The sequence below is a fragment of the Janthinobacterium sp. GW821-FHT03C10 genome (genome assembly GCF_059420865.1).
Window position 1 is genome coordinate 467,438 of sequence record NZ_JBWKUN010000006.1, and the last position, 17,700, is coordinate 485,137.

14 protein-coding genes and 1 pseudogene are annotated in these 17,700 nt (G+C 65.9%); 6 read left to right on the forward strand and 9 right to left on the reverse strand.

Going from position 1 to position 17,700, the window contains the following annotated elements:
• Positions 1-8: 8 nt before the first annotated feature.
• From AC07VH_RS21855 to AC07VH_RS21865, 3 genes and pseudogenes are all read left to right on the forward strand, one after another.
• Positions 9-491: pseudogene (locus AC07VH_RS21855) on the forward strand (sigma-70 family RNA polymerase sigma factor); the annotation flags it as partial.
• Positions 492-572: 81 nt separating this feature from the next.
• Positions 573-1,325: a FecR family protein gene (locus AC07VH_RS21860; RefSeq protein WP_494789228.1), complete on the forward strand. Its 753-nt coding sequence runs from the start codon at positions 573-575 to the stop codon at positions 1,323-1,325.
• Between the two features lie 95 nt (positions 1,326-1,420).
• Positions 1,421-3,892: a TonB-dependent siderophore receptor gene (locus AC07VH_RS21865; RefSeq protein WP_494789199.1), complete on the forward strand. Its 2,472-nt coding sequence runs from the start codon at positions 1,421-1,423 to the stop codon at positions 3,890-3,892.
• Here AC07VH_RS21865 and AC07VH_RS21870 read toward each other — a convergent pair.
• Positions 3,889-4,986, reverse strand: a complete 1,098-nt coding sequence (locus AC07VH_RS21870; RefSeq protein ID WP_494789200.1) for an alginate lyase family protein — start codon at positions 4,984-4,986, stop codon at positions 3,889-3,891. The two genes, AC07VH_RS21865 and AC07VH_RS21870, sit on opposite strands and share 4 nt — an antisense overlap.
• The gene (locus AC07VH_RS21875; protein ID WP_494789201.1) at positions 4,983-5,984 is read right to left on the reverse strand and encodes a gamma-glutamyl-gamma-aminobutyrate hydrolase family protein; all 1,002 of its coding nucleotides are present in this window, start codon (positions 5,982-5,984) and stop codon (positions 4,983-4,985) included. Before AC07VH_RS21875 ends, AC07VH_RS21870 begins: the two co-directional genes overlap by 4 nt.
• A 218-nt stretch (positions 5,985-6,202) precedes the next feature.
• Between AC07VH_RS21875 and AC07VH_RS21880 the strand changes: the two genes are divergently transcribed.
• The 3 genes from AC07VH_RS21880 to AC07VH_RS21890 are packed head-to-tail and all read left to right on the forward strand — an operon-like array spanning position 6,203 to position 8,056.
• Positions 6,203-6,502 (forward strand): hypothetical protein, encoded by a 300-nt coding sequence (locus AC07VH_RS21880; RefSeq protein ID WP_253192699.1) that lies wholly within the window; start codon positions 6,203-6,205, stop codon positions 6,500-6,502.
• Entirely contained in the window at positions 6,499-7,536 is a 1,038-nt protein-coding gene (gene dapA / locus AC07VH_RS21885) for a 4-hydroxy-tetrahydrodipicolinate synthase (RefSeq protein ID WP_494789202.1), read from the forward strand. The genes AC07VH_RS21880 and dapA overlap by 4 nt, the downstream gene beginning before the upstream one ends.
• A gap of 10 nt (positions 7,537-7,546) precedes the next feature.
• Complete coding sequence (locus tag AC07VH_RS21890; RefSeq protein ID WP_489629773.1) at positions 7,547-8,056, forward strand: P-loop NTPase family protein; 510 nt, start codon at positions 7,547-7,549, stop codon at positions 8,054-8,056.
• A gap of 63 nt (positions 8,057-8,119) precedes the next feature.
• Here AC07VH_RS21890 and AC07VH_RS21895 read toward each other — a convergent pair whose 3' ends face one another.
• The 7 genes from AC07VH_RS21895 to kdpF all read right to left on the reverse strand — a co-directional run bounded on the left by AC07VH_RS21895 (position 8,120) and on the right by kdpF (position 17,265).
• Positions 8,120-8,869, reverse strand: coding sequence for a TorF family putative porin (locus AC07VH_RS21895; protein ID WP_494789203.1), 750 nt, complete (start codon positions 8,867-8,869; stop codon positions 8,120-8,122).
• Between the two features lie 132 nt (positions 8,870-9,001).
• Entirely contained in the window at positions 9,002-9,700 is a 699-nt protein-coding gene (gene kdpE, locus AC07VH_RS21900; protein WP_034746496.1) for a two-component system response regulator KdpE, read from the reverse strand.
• On the reverse strand, positions 9,697-12,438 hold the full coding sequence (locus AC07VH_RS21905) for a DUF4118 domain-containing protein (protein ID WP_494789204.1): 2,742 nt from the start codon (positions 12,436-12,438) through the stop codon (positions 9,697-9,699). Before AC07VH_RS21905 ends, kdpE begins: the two co-directional genes overlap by 4 nt.
• 258 nt (positions 12,439-12,696) lie before the next feature.
• Positions 12,697-13,272 carry a potassium-transporting ATPase subunit KdpC gene (gene kdpC / locus AC07VH_RS21910; RefSeq protein WP_494789205.1) on the reverse strand — a complete coding sequence of 192 codons (576 nt, stop codon included), beginning with the start codon at positions 13,270-13,272 and terminating at the stop codon, positions 12,697-12,699.
• 10 nt (positions 13,273-13,282) lie between these two features.
• Positions 13,283-15,361, reverse strand: coding sequence for a potassium-transporting ATPase subunit KdpB (gene kdpB, locus AC07VH_RS21915; protein ID WP_494789206.1), 2,079 nt, complete (start codon positions 15,359-15,361; stop codon positions 13,283-13,285).
• A gap of 9 nt (positions 15,362-15,370) precedes the next feature.
• The gene (gene kdpA, locus AC07VH_RS21920; protein WP_494789207.1) at positions 15,371-17,176 is read right to left on the reverse strand and encodes a potassium-transporting ATPase subunit KdpA; all 1,806 of its coding nucleotides are present in this window, start codon (positions 17,174-17,176) and stop codon (positions 15,371-15,373) included.
• Positions 17,176-17,265 carry a K(+)-transporting ATPase subunit F gene (gene kdpF / locus AC07VH_RS21925; protein WP_034746483.1) on the reverse strand — a complete coding sequence of 30 codons (90 nt, stop codon included), beginning with the start codon at positions 17,263-17,265 and terminating at the stop codon, positions 17,176-17,178. The genes kdpA and kdpF overlap by 1 nt, the downstream gene beginning before the upstream one ends.
• Positions 17,266-17,700: the final 435 nt, after the last annotated feature.

Here is a 17,700-nt window from a genome sequence, read left to right on the forward strand (position 1 = left end):
GGAATGCGATGCCGCTGGCAGAGCCGCTACAACGCCAGGACATCGCGACACTGTATGCCGACCACCACGGCTGGCTGCAGGGCTGGCTGCGCAAAAAACTCGGCAGCACGGCCTGCGCGGCCGATGTGGCGCACGATACTTTCATGCGCCTGCTCGACCGCGAAGACGCCGTCGCCGCGCGCGAACCGCGCGCCTTTCTCGCCACCGTCGCCCAGCGCGTGCTGTTCAACCATTACCGCCGCCAGAAACTGGAACAGGCGTACCTCGACGTGCTGGCGCAGCTGCCGCCCCGGCATGCGCCCTCGCCCGAGGAACGCGCGCTGCTGCTGGCCACCGTGTTTGAACTGGACCGCATGCTCGACGGCCTGCCGCCTCCCGTCAAACGGGCATTTTTACTGCGCCAGCTCGACGAACTGCCGCAGGAAGACATCGCGCGCCAGCTCGGCATCTCGCTGGCCACGGTAAAACGCCATCTGCAGCGGGCCGGCAGCGCCACGCAGGCGTGGCAGCAGCTGCAAATACAGCACGAGCATCTGCCGCCCGCGGCGCACGCGAGCCTGCTGCGCGCCTGCGTGCAGGCGAACGCGCCGCGCCGCCATGCCGTCAAGACGCTGGCCCTGCTGCTGGCCTGCGGCGCCTCGCTGTATGCATTCGAACGCCGCAGCCCGTGGCGCGGCTGGACGGCCGACTACCGCACGGGCATCAATCAGCGCCGCGTCGTGACCCTGGCCGACGGCACGCAGCTCACGCTCAATACCAACAGCGCCGTGAACTTCGCCTACGACGGCGCACAGCGCCGCATCGACCTGCTGGCCGGCGAAATCTTCATCGCCACCGGCAAGGATGCGGCGCAGCGCCCGTTCTTCGTCGGCACGCCGCACGGCAGCCTGCAGGCGCTGGGCACGCGTTTCACCGTGCGCCTGCACGATGGCTATGCCAGCGCCGGCGTGCTCGAAGGGGTCGTCGCCGTACTGGCCGGCGATGGCAGCCAGCGCCTGCTGCTGCGCCCCGGCGAAGGCACCCATTTCGACAGTGACGCTTATCACCGCCAGGCGCTGGCGCCATACGGCGGCGCGTGGCTCGACGGCATGCTGGTGGCGCGCGACATGCGCCTGGCCGATTTCCTCGCCGAGCTGTCGCGCTACAGCGAGCAGCCGCTGGCCTGCACGCCCGCCGTCGCCGGCTTGCGCGTGTCCGGCTCCTACCCGCTGGCCGACGTCGATGCCATCGTCGACGCCGTCTGCGCCAGCCTGCAACTGCGGCGCAATACCATCACGCGCTTCTGGGGCCGGCAAGTCGTCAGGATCGAACTCGCGGCGCGCTAAAAAATACTTTCTGCAAAGTGAGCTGTTTCGCCGTGCTCGCGTGACCTGGAAGATAGGCAGTCTCCATCTTGCGCATCCACGAAAGGTTTCATTCCATGCACCACGCTTCGCGTTCCCTCCTCACCCGCACCGTCCTGGCCTGCGCCCTGTCGCAGATCGGCATGGCTCTCACCCTGCCGGCGCTGGCCCAGGCACAAAGCCGGCAAGTGCGCGTCTACAGCATTCCGGCCGGCGCGCTGGGCGACGTGCTGACGCGCTTCGGCAGCGAGAGCGCCATTTTATTGTCGTTTTCCAGCGATGCCACGCAGGGCTTGCGCAGCGCCGGCCTGCAAGGCAGCTATGGCGTGCACGATGGTTTCCGCGTGCTGCTGGCCGGCAGCGGCCTGCAAGCCGTGCCGCAATCGAACGGCGGCTATCTGCTGCAAAAGATCCCCGCCGGCGCGGATACGCCCACGGCGGACAGCCGCGGCATGGCCGTCATGAGCGGCGTCACCGTGGTGGCGGCGGCCGAGCGCAGCGCCGCCACCAGCGGCACGGGCAGCTACACGGGCGGCCCCGCCAGCGGTGCCACGGGCCTGGCCCTGACGCAGCGCGAAACGCCGCAGTCGCTGACCATCGTCACGCGCCAGCAGATGGATGACCAGAACAGCAACGCCGTTTCCGACGTCATGAAGAACGTCAATGGCGTGAGCGTGCAAAACTACGACAGCGACCGCTGGAGCTTCCAGGCGCGCGGCTTTGCCGTCACCAATTTCCAGTACGACGGCGTATCGGCCATCTATGACGGCGTCTACGACTGGGGCACGACCAACAGCGACATGGCCATCTACGACCGCATCGAAGTGCTGAAGGGCGCGACGGGCCTGATGAGCGGCTCGGGCGACCCTTCGGCCACCGTCAACATGGTGCGCAAGCGCCCCACCGCCAGCTTCGAGGGTTCGGCGACCCTGGGCGCGGGATCGTGGGACAATTACCGGGGCGAAGCCGATGTCTCCGGCCCCCTGAACGACAGCCGCACGGTGCGCGGCCGCCTGGTGGGCGCCTACCAGGACAAGCACTCCTACCTCGACCGCTACACGCAGCAGAAATCCGTCGCCTACGGCATCATCGAGGCGGACCTGACACCCGTCACCCTGCTGACGGCCGGCTTCACGCACCAGGATTACAAGCCGCGCGGCTCCACCTGGACGGGTTTCCCCGTGCTGCTGGCCGACGGCTCGCGCACGGATTTTCCCACCGCGTGGAACCCGGCCACGGACTGGAGCCGCCGCGACATGCGGAACACCACGCTGTTCTCGTCGCTGGAACATACGTTCGCCAACGCGTGGAAACTGAAATTGAGCGCCAACCAGCTGCGCAGCAAGCATGACAGCGTGCTCGGTTCGGCCAGCGGCGGCAATCCCGATCCCGTCACGGGCGAAGGCGCGTATTTCTTCATGGGCAAATACAAGGGCGACCGCCGCCAGACCACCGTCAACGTCGACGCCAGCGGCCCGTTCACCGCCTTCGGGCGCCGGCACGAAGCGATGCTCGGCTATTCCCATTCCAGCGCGAAGCAGGACGGCCCCGTCTACGAATCGGTCTATCCACCCGTCGCAGGCAGCTATTTCGACTGGCGCGGCCAGTATGCGGAACCCGCATTTACCCGCCTGGGCAACGACAACGACAGCACGCGCCAGAGCGGTCTGTATGGCGCCGTGCGCCTGCATCCGGCCGATGCGCTGTCCATCATCGTCGGTGCCCGCGTGAGCAGCTACAGGCAGGAGCAGGACCGCAGCTTCTTCGCCCCCAAGACCGCGCGCATCACTTCGCGCATCGACGAAAGCAACGTCATCACCCCGTATGCGGGCGTCGTGTATGACCTCGACAAGACGTATTCCCTCTTCGGCAGCTATACCAGCATTTTTTCGCCGCAAAGCAACCGCGACGTGAACCGTCGGTTTCTGCCTCCCGTGCGCGGCAAAGGTTTCGAAGCAGGCGTGAAGGCAGAGTATTTGGATGGCAAGGTCAATGCCAGCGCGTCCCTGTTCCAGATCCGTCAAAGCAACGTGGCCAGTTCTGTGGGCGAAGTCAACGGCGAGGAAGCCTATCAAGCCATCGACGGCGTCACCAGCCGCGGCGTGGAAATGGAAGTGACGGGCGAAGTGATGCAGGACGTGAAGCTGAGCGCCGGCTATAGCTACACCCACGTGCGCGACGCGGATGGCAAGGACGTCTTTTCCACCATGCTGCAAACCACGCAGCCTGTCCACCTGGTGCGCGTGCAAGGCTCGTGGCGCCTGCCGGCCAGCCTGGACAAGCTGACCGTCGGTGGCGGCGTCAACTGGCAAAGCAGCTACTACGGCAATATCTGGAATCCCGCCATCGAGGATTATTCACGCATCAAGCAGGGCGGCTACGCGCTGGTCAACCTGATGGCGCGCTACGAGATCAGCAAGAACGTCACGGCCAGCCTGAACGTGAACAACCTGCTGGACAAGAAGTACTTTACGGGCCTGGGCCTGTTCCAGACGGGCTTCTACGGCGAACCGCGCAACGTGATGTTCACCGTGCGCACGAAGTTTTAATCAGCAAGTTTTAACTCACTGCCGTACAGCACCAGCGCCCAGGCTGGCGGGCGCAGTTCCAGCGCCAGGGACAGGTAAGCCGGATCGAAGCGCGCCGCCAGCAAATACACATTGGCGGCGCCCTTCGGCTCCCAGTTCCCCTTAAAGCCCTTTTCGCCGGCGGCCACGCGCTTGCGGTCGAAGGGTACGGCGCTTTTCGCGAACTCCTCGTGCGTTTTTTTGCCCTGCGCATACGGTGACAGCCAGGCCAGTGCCTCGGCAAGGCGCTTCGCTTCCGGCGCGCCATACCAGTCGTCGCCATGCGCCTGCGCCATCAGGGCCGTCGTCAGCAGCGGCTCCAGGCTGTAGGTGGTGTAATGGAGGGCGTCGCGCTGCTCGAAGTCGAAGGGCACGCCGCCGGCGCCGATATTGCGCGGCACGTGCGCCAGGAAGCGCTCCTTCGCGCGCGCGATCAGCAAGGCGTCGCCCGTGACATACGCGGCGGCCGCACCGATCTTGATGCGGTGGCTATGCCAGTTATTGCGCGCCGTGGACGGGCCGCCCACCTTGACGGGATCGCTCAGATACCCCTGCGCCAGGGTGCGGCAAAACGCCTGCACCTGCTCGCGCTCGACGCCGTTCAAGCGCTCCTGTACCAAATCAAAACCCATCAGCAGGCTGGCCAGCTCCGTCTCGTCGACGGGGCTGAACGAGGGCTGATAGCTGCCGCTCCAGGCCAGCAGCAGCTGGCGCGCCGCCTCGAAATGCGGCATCTCGCCCGACAGCCGCCAGGCCAGCGCCTGCAAGCGCGCCTGGCGCCAGTCTTCCTGCGCCTGCTGGCTGGTCTCGCGTCCGCCCTCTCCCTTCAGCAAGCCGCCCGTGCGCACTTGCGCCATCAGGTGCACGGGCCGCGCAGCGTCCTTGCGCGCCGCCTTGACCACCTGTTCCGCGATGGCCGGCGCCCCCCGCGCCTTGAGCGTGCGGGCGCGCGCGGCGGACGTCAGCGCAAACGGCAGCGCGCCCTCATGCGGGCGTGGCGCCGCGCGCAAGCCCGCCAGGGGCAGCGCCAGCAGGCCGGCCAGCACGCTGCGCCGGCGCATCAGGTGCGTGCTCAAAACCGCGTCTCCCGCGCCGCGCGCAAAAAATTATCGAGGATGGGCGTGCAATCGAGCAGCTCGACGCCGCCCGCCGAATGGAATTCCGGGTGCCACTGCAAGCCCATGACGAAGCGGGCACGCTGGTAGCGGATGGCCTCGACGATGTTGTCCCCTTGCGAATACGCTTCCACGGTGACGTCGCGCCCCAGGTCCTTGACCGACTGGTGGTGGATGGAATTGACGAGCGCCTCGCCCGCCTTCGGAAACATGCCCGCCAGGGACGAGCCTTTCGGGAAGACGATGGTGTGGCGGTGGCGGTCATACAGGTCGTTGACGTGGGAAGTGGCGCCTGCCACGTCCGAGGCGATGTCCTGGTACAGTGTGCCGCCAAAGCCCACGTTGATCAGTTGGCAGCCGCGGCAAATGCCCAGCACGGGTTTGCCCGCGTCGACGAATTCGTGCAGCAGCTCCAGTTCGTACAGGTCGCGCGCGCGGTCGCCGTTCCATTCGGGGCGCGTGGCCGCCTCGGAATACGTCTGCGGCGAGACGTCGGCGCCGCCCTGCAGCACCAGGCCGTCCAGGTGGCGCGCATAGTGGCGCAGGGTGATGTTGCTCGGGTGCAACTGGCCGCTGGTATTGACCGTCGGGATCATGAACACCAGCACGTCGCGCGACATGACCCACTGGGCGATCGACTCTTCCAGGTATTGCAGGTTCTTGCTGCGCAGGCCAGTGGCGCCCGGCTCCGGGTGGAAAATGCGCGCCGAGATGCCGATGCGCAGGGTGCGCCGCATGAAGTCGCGGCTGGCCTTGTCGCGCATGGAACGGTAGCGCGACGAGATCACCCGCCAGGCCAGCGCCAGCGGCGTGTCGTTATCCTTCAGGTAGCGGGGGGCGGCGTCGCGCGCGCGGTGCTCCTCATCGGGTGCCCGGCGGCCCACCCGGTCGGGCCGGGACGGCGTTGGCGCTGCGGGATCGGTGGATGGGGGCTGCTGGGGATCTTTTTCGTCTGACATGGCAAGGCTGACTGAAAGCGGAGACGTTTTCAATATAAACCCCCTCCCCCAAAAGCACGATTCAATTTTGTAACAAAAGCCCACGCCCGGGGCATCCGCGCAACACGCGAGCGCCCGCCGCATACAGACCGTTTACGCCCACGGCCCCGCTTTTTAGAGAATCTTTACGCCCCCGCTGCTAATCTTGAACTTACCTCAACCACCGCTGCAAAGCCACCATGGAACCCCATTCACGCCTGCAATCGCATCAAGCACTGCCCCACCGCCATCCCCGCCTGCCCACCTTCCTCATGCACATCACGGTCGACAAATCCTGCCTGGCCGAGCTGCGCCAGCTGGTCGTCAGGACCTGCGGCGGCATGCTGTCGTTCATGCGTGTCGAGGCGGTCGACCATGCCGAACGCATGAAAGTCTGGCTGTGCGTGACGGAACCGGCCCTGCGCCTGACCATGGATGCCGTCATGCGCCTGCTGCCGGCGGCGGAATTTGGCCGCATCAGCCAGGGGAAATCGCTATGAACCAGTACTCCTGCGAGCAGGCCATGTCGTCATCGCGCATCACCGCGCACTTCCAGGGCATCTGGGTGCCGATGGTCACGCCATTTCATGATGGCGATGGCGACATCGACTTCGACGCGGCCCAGCAGCTGGCCAGCGAACTGGCCGCCAGCGGCATCGATGGCCTGGTGGTGTGCGGCACCACGGGCGAAGCTGCCATGCTGAGCGCCGCGGAACAGAGCATGCTGCTCGACAGCGTGCTCGAAGCCGTCGGTCCCCGCTTCCCCGTCGTCATGGGGGTCGGCGGCAGCGACACGCGCAGCGTCGTCGCCACGGTGCAGCGCTACAACGACCATCCGCTGGCGGGCCTGCTGGTCTCGGCGCCAGCGTATGTGCGCCCTTCGCAGGAAGGCATCGTGCGCCACTTTCAGGCCATCGCCGCCGCCACCGACCAGTCCATCGTGCTGTACAACGTGCCGGCCCGCACGGGGGTCAATATCGAACCGCAAACGGCCGCCCTGCTGGCGCGCGACTCGCACTTCGTCGCCATCAAGGAAGCGGGCGGCAAGCTGCAGCAGCTGGGCGAACTGCTGCTCGACACGCGCCTGGACGTGCTGTGCGGCGACGACGCGCTGCTGCTGGCCAGCCTGTCCATGGGCGGCCACGGCGCCATGTCGGCCGCCGCCCAGGTACGCCCCGACCTGTATGCGCAGCTGTACCACCTCGTCAGGCAGGGCCGCCACGGCGCCGCCGGCGCCCTGTTCAAGACCATGCTGCCCGTTATCCGCCTGCTGTTTGCCGAACCGAATCCCGCTCCCGTGAAGGCAGCGCTGGCCATGCAGGGCAAGGTACGCGACGCATTGCGCCTGCCGATGACGCCCATGTCTTCCGCCGGCCAGGCCGCCCTGGCCGCGGCGCTCGAACCCCTGATGGAACTGCCCGTATGGACCGCGAGCGACAGGGATGCGCCGCGCGAAGGCTGTCTGCTGCAGCTGGTTTCCCCTGCCAACATCATGCCAGCCGTGCGCCAAGATGATCATCGCCATCACGGATGAACGCGGGGGGATGGAGAAATCCATCCTGGCCGGGCGGCTGGCCGCCTCGCGCGCGCTGGCCGGCCGCAAGGTGCTGCTGCTCGATGCCGATCCGCGCCAGGGCGCCATGGCGCAAGCCAGGAACCTGCACGACGGCGCCATGCACGGCAGCCTGACGCGGCCGCGCCTGATGGCGCGCGCCATCAGCGCCAAGGGCTTGCAGCCGGAGCTCGAGCACCTGGTGCACTGCTACCACGATATCGTCATCGACAGCGAAGGCCGCGACTCCATGGGCAGCCGCTCGGCCCTGATCGCCGCGCGCGTGCTGGTGGTGCCGCTCGACGGCGTCGCCGACGCCGGCGCGCAGGCGGGCCTGGCGCGCCGCATCGCGCACGCGCGCAGCGTCAATCCGGAACTGCGCGTCCTGCTGGCAACGGACACGCAGGCGGCGCCGGCCCATGCTCTGGCCGCGCAGATCCCGGCCGCCCGCGTGGTGGGACTGGGGCAGCTGTACTGCGCCGTTTTCAACCTTTCTACCTAGCCCGTCCGGGCACGCAAAAAAGGCGGCGCATACGCCGCCTCTCCTTTCAGTCAACTCAGTCCATTAAAACGTCTTGCTGACCGTCAACTGCAGCGCCGTCTTGCCCATGAATTTGCCATTCACGGGCGAGGCATACGCCGACTTGCCCGCGTTCGTGCCGATCACGGCCAGCGCGCCCGAAACAAAGCCGAAGTCGCGCGTGACACCCACTTTCCAGTCCGTGTAGCTAGCCGCATCATTGTTTTTCACTTTCTGGTGGCCCGCATGCAGGTTGCCGGTCCAGCCGTTCGTCAGGTCGATATTCGCGCCGATATCGAGGTAGCCGCTGTTCTTGCTGTTGACGATGCCGAACAGGTTCGAGACGGCGTGCGAATATTTGATATAGGCGGGGCCGTACGACAGCTGGCCGTAGACTTCCTGCGTGTCCGCGTCGGCCAGGCCGGCGACGTGCTTCAAGCCGTTGTCCGCGTACACATAGGCGAGCACGCCGACGTCATAGCCGATAGCATCGTTCAGCTGGCCGCGCTTGCCCGCATACAGGTCCACTTCCACGTCGCCGCTGCCGCCCGCATCCTTGGTCCACTTGATGGTGGAAGCCCAGGCGCCCGCATACAGGCCCGTCGGGTTGTTGACGTAATCCACGCCGCCCTGCAGCGCGGGCTTCAAGCGCGTCTGCGAGATGCCCCGGTAACGGTAATCGGACACGCCGGCCACGTTGAAACTGACTTCATTGTCGGGCTTGGCCTCTTCCGCGTGGGCCAGGCTGCCGCTAAAGGCGGTCGCGACGGCAAGTGCAAGTAACATTTTATTCATGGTTTTTTCTTCTTCATGGGTGGTATGGGCCTTTGCCAACATGGCGCAGCTGGCCCGCCGCTGCAAAAAAAAAAGGTAAAGCGTCCCCCTGGCGCGCGCGGCGCCTGTTTTCAAACAGGGGAATATCAGGTGTTAGAGCGGCAGCAGCAGCCGGTAGCCGACAGCCGTTTCCGTCAGCAGGTACTGCGGCTGGGCCGGATCGGCTTCCAGCTTCTGGCGCAGATGGCCCATGTAGATGCGCAGGTAGTGGCCGTTTTCGCTGTTCGACGGCCCCCACACTTCGCGCAGCAGCTGCGGATTGGTGACCACCCTGCCAGCGTTCTTCACGAGTACCGAGAGCAAGCGAAATTCCGTCGGCGTCATGTGCACCAGCTGCTTGTTGCGCGTCACCAGCCGGTCCTTCAGGTCGACGCGCACGTCGCCGAACTGCACCACGCCATCGTCGCTGGCGGCGGGCTGGCGCTGGCGGCGCAAGGTGGCGCGCACGCGGGCCAGCAGCTCGCCCACGCCGAACGGCTTGGTCAGGTAGTCGTCGGCGCCCGCGTCGAGCGCGCGGATCTTGTCCTGCTCGTCGACCCGCGCCGACAGCACGATGATGGGCACGGCCGACCATTTGCGGATGTCGGCGATGAAGTCGATGCCGTCGCCGTCGGGCAGGCCCAGGTCCAGCACGATCAGGTCGGGCCGCCGCGTGCCGGCATCGATCAAGCCCCGCTGCATGGTGGCCGATTCAAAAATCTGCCAGCCCTCGTCTTCCAGCGCGGCGCGCACGAAGCGGCGGATTTGCGGTTCATCCTCGACCAGCAAGGCGGTGGCGGAAGGTTCGTTCATGATGGTTTTCCTGTTTCATTTACGTTGGCGTCGTCCAGCTCCGCTTCCGGCAAGGCTGGCGGCGTACCCAGCGGCAGGCTGAAGACGATGGCGGCGCCCTGCCCCGGCGTGTGCGGCTGCGCGTGGATGGTGCCGCCGTGGGCTTCGACGATGGCGCGGCAAATGGCCAGCCCCAGCCCGACGCCCGGCTTGTTCGATTCGCGCTCGCCGCGCGTGAATTTTTCAAAGATGGCTTCTTCGCGGCCGGGCGGCAGGCCCGGGCCATCGTCAGCCACCGTCACCTGCAGGAACTGACCGTGCACTCCGGCCGCGACCGTGATGGTGCTGCCGGACGGCGTGTACTTGGCCGCGTTTTCCAGCAGGTTGCACAGCACGCGCTCGATCAGCACGGCATCGTAGCGCACCAGCGGCAAGTCCGGCGCCAGCTGCGTCTTCACGGTGTGCTGCTGCAACTGCGGACCGCTGGCGCGCAGCGCGCTGCCCACCACTTCTTCCAGCGCCTGCCATTGCAGGTTCAGGCGCACCTGCCCGCTTTCGATGCGCGCCATGTCCAGCAAGTTCGCCACCAGGGCGCTCATGCGCACGGTCTCGGACTGCAGCGAGCGCGCCATGTCCAGCTGCGCGGGCGACAGCGCGGGCCGGGACAGGGCCAGCGATTCGGCCAGGCCCACCAGCGACGTCAGGGGCGTGCGCAAGTCGTGCGACAGGGCCGCCAGCAGCGAATTGCGCAGCCGCTCGGACTCCATCTGCAGCAGCGCGCCCTGCGCCACGTCGATGTAGTGCACGCGTTCGAGGGCGATGGCCGCCAGTGCGGCAAAGGTATCGAGGTGCTGGCGCTGTTCCGGCACCAGCAGCCAGCGCCCGCGCTGCGCGCCATCGAGCGGCAGCAGCGCCAGCACGCCCCGCGTGCGCATGGGCGCGATCAGCGGCAGGTAGAAAATGGGAGACGCCGGCAAGGTATCGGTGCCCGTCCCCGCCGCCTGCGCATGGTCGAAGGCCCACTGCGCGATGCCGATATCGAGCGGTTCGCCGCCGTTCGGGGCCTGCAAGCTGCCCTCGTCATCGGGCAGCAGCAAGGTGGCGCGCGCGCGGAACGCCCGCTCGATGGCGCTTTTCGTGATGTCGAAAATCTGCTCCGTCTGCAGCACGCCGGACAACTCGCGCGAGAATTCATACAGGGCACGGGCGCGCGCTTCGCGGTGCGAGGCCACGCGCGCCTGGAAGCGCAGGCCGGCCGTCAGGTGGCCCGTGATCAGGCCCACGGCCAGCATCACGCCAAACGTGATCACGTACTGGAAATCGCCCACGGCAAACGAGAACCGCGGCGGCACGAAGATGAAATCGAAGCAGGCCACGCCCACCAGGCTGGCCAATGCCGCCGGGCCGCGTCCCAGGCGCACGGCCACCAGCACCACCGTCAGCAAGGACAGCATGGCGATGTTGGCCAGGTCCAGGTAGGGCTGCAATGGGACAGAGGCAAGGGCCGTGGCCAGGCTGGCGCCGGCGGCCAGGATATAGCGCCAGTGACGCGATGGCCGGCGCGGCGCCTCCGCATCGTCGCCCGCCGCGCGCCGGGGCGCGGCATCGGCCGGCGTCAAGCCCACCTCGATCAGATCGATATCGGGCGCCAGGCTGGCCATGCGCGCGGCCGGCGGCGCCTGCCACAGGCGCGCCAGCGCACGGCCGCGACCACGTCCCACGATGACTTTCGAGATATTCGCGCCGCGCGCATACTCGACCACGGCGCCGGCGATGTCGGCGGACGGCACAATGGCCGTGCGCGCGCCCAGGTCCTGCGCCAGCTTCAGGGTTTTCAGGATGCGTTCGCGCTGGCCCGCCGGCAAGCGCTGCAAGCGCGGCGTTTCCACGTACAGCGCGTGCCATTCCGCGTTCAGCTGGCTGGCCAGGCGCGCCGTGCTGCGGATCACGTGTTCGCCCCCCGCGTGCGGTCCCACGCAGGCCAGCAATGCGGCGCCCGTCTTCCACACGGGATTGATCGATTTCTCGACGCGGTAGGCCTGCACGTCATCCTGGATCCGGTCCGCCGTGCGGCGCAAGGCCAGCTCGCGCAGGGCGATCAGGTTACCCTTGCGGAAAAAATGCTGCGATGCCCGTTCGGCCTGCTGCGGCTGATACACCTTGCCCTGCTTCAGGCGGCGCAGCAGTTCATCGGCGGGGATATCGACCAGCACCACTTCATCGGCGCGGTCGAACACCGTGTCGGGCAGGGTCTCGGCCACGCGCACGCCCGTGATCCCACCCACCACGTCGTTCAGGCTTTCCAGGTGCTGCACGTTCACGGTCGACAGCACGTCGATGCCGGCCGCCAGCAATTCCTCGACGTCCTGCCAGCGCTTCGGATGGCGCGATCCGGCCACGTTCGAATGGGCCAGTTCATCCATCAATATCAGCGGCGGCGCGCGCAACAGGGCCTCGTCCAGGTCGAACTCGTACAGGGTCTTGCCCCGGTACTCGATGGCCTTCAGGGGCAGCACGGGCAAGCCGTCCAGCTGGGCCGCCGTATCCTGGCGCCCATGCGTCTCCACCACGCCCACCAGCAAGTCCTGGCCGTCGGCCAGCAATTTGCGGGCGGCCGCCAGCATCGCATAGGTCTTGCCGACGCCGGCCGAGGCGCCGAAATAGATGCGCAGCCGGCCGCGCGCGGCTTTCTTTTCCTGCGCCTGCACTTGCGCCAGCAGGGCATCAGGGTCGGGGCGTTGGCTGTCGTTGGGGAGCATGTTGTATTTTAATCTTCTTGGAGCATGTGTAGGTCGGATTAGCGCTGGCGCGTAATCCGACGGCATTGTTGGCCTGGCTGGGGCTATGGGTGATGTCGGCTTACGCTGCGCTAAGCCGACCTACGCCGACCTGCGCCTTATTTTGCCATGGCGTCAAGTAGGTCGGATTAGCGCGCAAGCGCGTAATCCGACGACATCATTGGCCAAGACATCATTGGCCAAGCGGTGCACGATGCCGACCTGCGCGCCTTTGCCAGCTTACTTTGCCATGGCATCGAGCGCCAGATTCAGTTCCAGCACATTCACGCGCGGTTCGCCGAAAAAGCCGATATACGCGGTTTTCTGCACCTTGGCGATGGCGTTTTCCACCTGCGCCAGCGGCACGGCGCGCACGCGGGCCACGCGCGGCGCCTGGTACAGGGCGGCCGCCAGGCTGATTTCAGGATCCAGGCCGCTGCCCGACGCCGTCACCAGGTCGACGGGGATCGGCTTGCGGTTGCCGGGATCGGCTGCCTGCAGGGCGGCGATGCGCGCCTTGACGGCGTCCACCAGGGCCGGATTGCTCGGTCCCTGGTTCGAGCCGCCCGAACCGGCGCCGTTATTGGCCATCGGCGCGGTGGCCGACGGCCGGCCCCAGAAGTACTTGGGCGAGGTGAAGGACTGGCCGATCAGGGTCGAACCGACGGGCTTGCCCCCACGCTCGACGATGCTGCCGTTGACTTCATCGTTGAAGGCCAGCTGCCCGATGCCGGCCGTGGCAAACGGATAGACGACGCCGCAGATCACGGTCAATGCGGCAAACAGGACCAGGGCGGGACGTACGATAGTGCTCATGATGGTTCCTTTAGACTAAATTGAGGGCGGACAGCAGCATGTCGATCAGCTTGATCCCGATGAAGGGCAAAATAATCCCGCCCAGGCCGTAGATCAGCAGATTGCGGCGCAACAGGCTGGCCGCGCCGATGGCCCGGTATTGCACGCCTTTCAGCGCCAGCGGAATCAGCACGACGATGATCAGGGCATTGAAGATCACGGCCGACATGATCGCCGAGGCGGGGCTGGCCAGGTGCATGATGTCGAGCGCCTTCAATTGCGGATAGGTGCCCACGAACGCCGCCGGGATGATGGCGAAGTACTTGGCGATGTCGTTCGAAATCGAGAACGTCGTCAGTGATCCGCGCGTCATCAGCATCTGCTTGCCGATTTCAACGATTTCCAGCAGCTTGGTCGGGTTCGAATCGAGGTCGACCATATTGCCCGCCTCCTTCGCCGCCTGCGTGCCCGAGTTCATGGCCACGGCCACGTCGGCCTGGGCCAGCGCGGGCGCGTCGTTGGTGCCGTCGCCCGTCATCGCCACCAGGCGGCCTTCGGCCTGGTAGCTGCGGATGAGTTTGAGCTTGTCTTCCGGCGTCGCTTCGGCGAGGAAATCGTCCACGCCCGCTTCGGCGGCAATCGCGGCCGCCGTCAGCTTGTTGTCGCCCGTGATCATGACGGTCTTGATGCCCATGCGGCGCAATTCCGCGAAGCGCTCCTTGATGCCGCCCTTGACGATATCCTTCAGTTCCACGGCGCCCATGACGCGGCCATCGTCCACCACCACCAGCGGCGTGCTGCCGCGGCGCGCGATGTCGTCGACGGCGCGTCCCACCTCCGCCGGATACGGCTGGCCCAGTGCTTCCACATACTTTTTCATGGAATCGGCCGCGCCCTTGCGCAACTGGCGCACCTGCTGCTCGCCCGGGATATCCACGCCGCTCATGCGCGTCTGCGCCGTGAACGGCACGAAGGTAGCGTGCAGGCTGGCCATCTCGCGTTCGCGGATATTGAATTTCTGCTTGGCCAGCACGACGATGCTGCGCCCTTCCGGCGTTTCATCGGCCAGCGAAGCCAGTTGCGCCGCATCGGCCAGCTGCTGCTCCGTCACGCCAGGGGCAGGCACGAAGCTCGACGCCTGGCGGTTGCCCAGGGTGATGGTGCCCGTCTTATCGAGCAGCAGCACGTCGACGTCGCCGGCCGCTTCCACGGCGCGCCCCGACGTGGCGATCACATTGGCCTGCATCATGCGGCTCATGCCGGCCACGCCGATGGCGGACAGCAAACCGCCGATGGTGGTCGGGATCAGGCACACGAGCAGCGCGATCAGCACGGTGATCGTCACCGGCGTGCCGGTGCCGGCCGCCGCCACGGAAAACAGCGAATACGGCAGCAGGGTCACGGTGACGATCAGGAAGACGATCGACAGGGCCACCAATAAAATCGTCAGGGCGATCTCGTTCGGCGTCTTCTGGCGCTTGGCGCCTTCGACCATGGCGATCATGCGGTCGATGAAGGCTTCGCCCGGGTTGACGGAAACGCGCACCAGCAGCCAGTCGGACAGCACGCGGGTGCCGCCCGTGACGGCGGAAAAGTCGCCGCCCGATTCGCGGATGACGGGCGCCGATTCGCCCGTGATGGCGCTTTCGTCGACGGAGGCCACGCCGGCCGTCACTTCGCCGTCGGCGGGAATCACGTCACCCGCCTCGACCAGCACCGTCATGCCCTTGCGCAGGTCGGTCGCCGGCGTGGGCAGCCAGGACGTGCCGTATTTCGGCGTTTGCATTTTCTTTGCCATCACCGTCTGCTTGAGGGCGCGCAGCGAGGCCGCCTGGGCCTTGCTGCGGCCTTCGGCCAGCGCTTCGGCGAAGTTCGCGAACAGCACGGTAAACCACAGCCACACGGCGACGGCGACGATGAAGCCGAACGGCGCTTCACCCTGGCCATTCAGGGCCTGGATGGCCAGCAGGGTCGTGATGATGCTGCCCACATAGACGACGAACATCACGGGGCTGCGCCACTGCGTGCGGGGGTCGAGTTTTTTGAACGCATCGACGATGGCAGGGCCAATCAGTGCGGAATCGAACAAGGTCAGGCTTGTGCGTGACATGGTAGCCTCTTATTTGATGAAAAGTTGCAGGTGTTCGACGATCGGGCCCAGGGCCAGCGCGGGAACGTAATTGAGCACGCCGACGAGCACGACGACGCCGATCAGCAGGCCGATGAACATGGGGCCGTGCGTGGGCATGGTGCCCGCATTCGCCGACAGGCGCTGCTTGGCCGCCAGCGAACCGGCCACCGCCAGCACGGGCACGATCACGCCGAAGCGGCCGAACCACATGGCGATCGCCAGCATCACGTTGTAGAACGGCGTGTTGGCGGACAGGCCGGCAAACGCGCTGCCGTTGTTGTTGGCCGCCGACGTGAAGGCGTACAGGATTTCAGAGAAACCGTGCGCGCCCGGATTGGCCACGCCGATCTTGCCCGGTTCGACCATCACGGCGATCGCCGTGCCCGTCAACACGAGGGCTGGCGTGATCAGGATGGCCAGCGACACCATCTTCATTTCATACGCCTGGATTTTCTTGCCCAGGTATTCAGGCGTGCGGCCTATCATCAGGCCGGCGATGAAGACGGCCAGGATGGCGAACATCAGCATGCCGTACAGGCCCGTGCCCACGCCGCCGAAGATCACTTCGCCGAACTGCATCAGCAGCAGCGGCACCATGCCGCCCAGGGGCATGTAGGAGTCGTGCATGGAATTGACGGCGCCGCACGATGCGGCCGTCGTCACCGCCGCGAACAGGGTCGAGGAGCTGATGCCGAAGCGCGTTTCCTTGCCTTCCATATTGCCGCCCGATTGCAGGCTGCTGGCCTGCTGGTCCACGCCCAAGGCCTGCAACGCCGGATTGGCTTGCTGCTCGGCGCTCATCACGCCGGCCGTCATGACGACAAAGATCAGGGTCATCGCGGCCAGCACGGCCCAGCCCTGGCGCAGGTCGCCCACCATGCGGCCGAAGGTGAAGCACAGGCCGGCGGGAATGATGAAGATGGCCAGCATCTGCAGGAAGTTCGACAGCGCGGTCGGGTTTTCGTACGGGTGCGAGGAATTGGCATTGAAGAAGCCGCCGCCATTCGTGCCCAGCAGCTTGATCGACTCCTGCGACGCGACGGGGCCCATGGCGATCGTCTGCGTCGTCGCCACTTGCGCTTCCATCAAGGGTTGACCGGCGGCGTCCAGCACGGGCTGGCCGTCAGCCGTCACCTTCGGCGTTGCATATGCCACGTGGTCGAGCAGGGTCACTTCCTTGTAGGCGGAAAAGTTCTGGATCATGCCTTCGCCCATGAAGACGACGGACAGGGCCAGGGACAGCGGCAGCAGGATGTACAGGGTGGAGCGCACCAGGTCGACCCAGAAATTGCCGATCGACTTGCCCGAGCGCGACGCAAAGCCGCGCACCAGCGCGAAGATCACGGCGATGCCGGTGGCCGCAGAAAAGAAATTCTGGCAAGCCATGCCCAGCATCTGGGTCAGGTAGCTCATGGTCTGTTCGCCGCCGTAGCCCTGCCAGTTGGTATTGGCGACGAAGCTGACGGTGGTATTGAACGAGGAATCGGGGCTGACGGCGCCCAGGCCCTGGGGATTCAAGGGCAGGAAACCCTGCAGGCGCTGCAGGCCATAGACGAAGACGGCGCCCACGGTATTGAAGACGATCAGGGCGATGGCATAGCTTTTCCAGCCCATGGCCTTGTCGGCGGGCAGGCCGGACCAGCGGTACAGCAGGTTTTCCAGCTTTTGCAGCCAGCCCAGGCCGCGCACGGGGCCATCGCCGGCCACCCTGGCCATGTACAGGCCCAGCGGATAGCCGGCGGCCAGCAGCACGGCCAGGAAGGCCACCAACAACAGTATCGATTGCGTCGTCATCACAGTTCCTCCGCCTTCAGCAGCGCCACCAGCAAATACACGAGCAGGCCGGCCGAGACGACGGCGCCCAGCACATAAAACGCGTTCATTTGACGCTCCCTAATTTGTCGCAGGCGACGGCAAAGCCGGCCGCCACGACGAAAAACACGGCAATCAAGCCGAGATACACGAGATCCATTCCCACCCTCATTCAGGTTTGTTTTGATAGTGAGCAGATTAGCCAAAAGGGTCTAAAAAATTCGTAAAGACTGGGGAGGTGCTTGTAAACAAGATGTAAAAACGGCGGCTTTACCGCATAAAATCCTTCACAATGGGCGCAAAAGCCCCCGCGCAACGCACTGTTGTTGCCCTGGAGTAGCGCTATTGCTCGCCGGACAAGATAGAATGCGCGAGCGTCCGCACAAGGACGCCAAGCCTGCCGCACTGCCCTCCCCCAGTGACGCTGGACGGGATATACTGTATATTCATACAGTTATCGCCGCCGCTGTCATTGCGCCCGCAGTGCCCTGGCCTGGCGTTCCAAC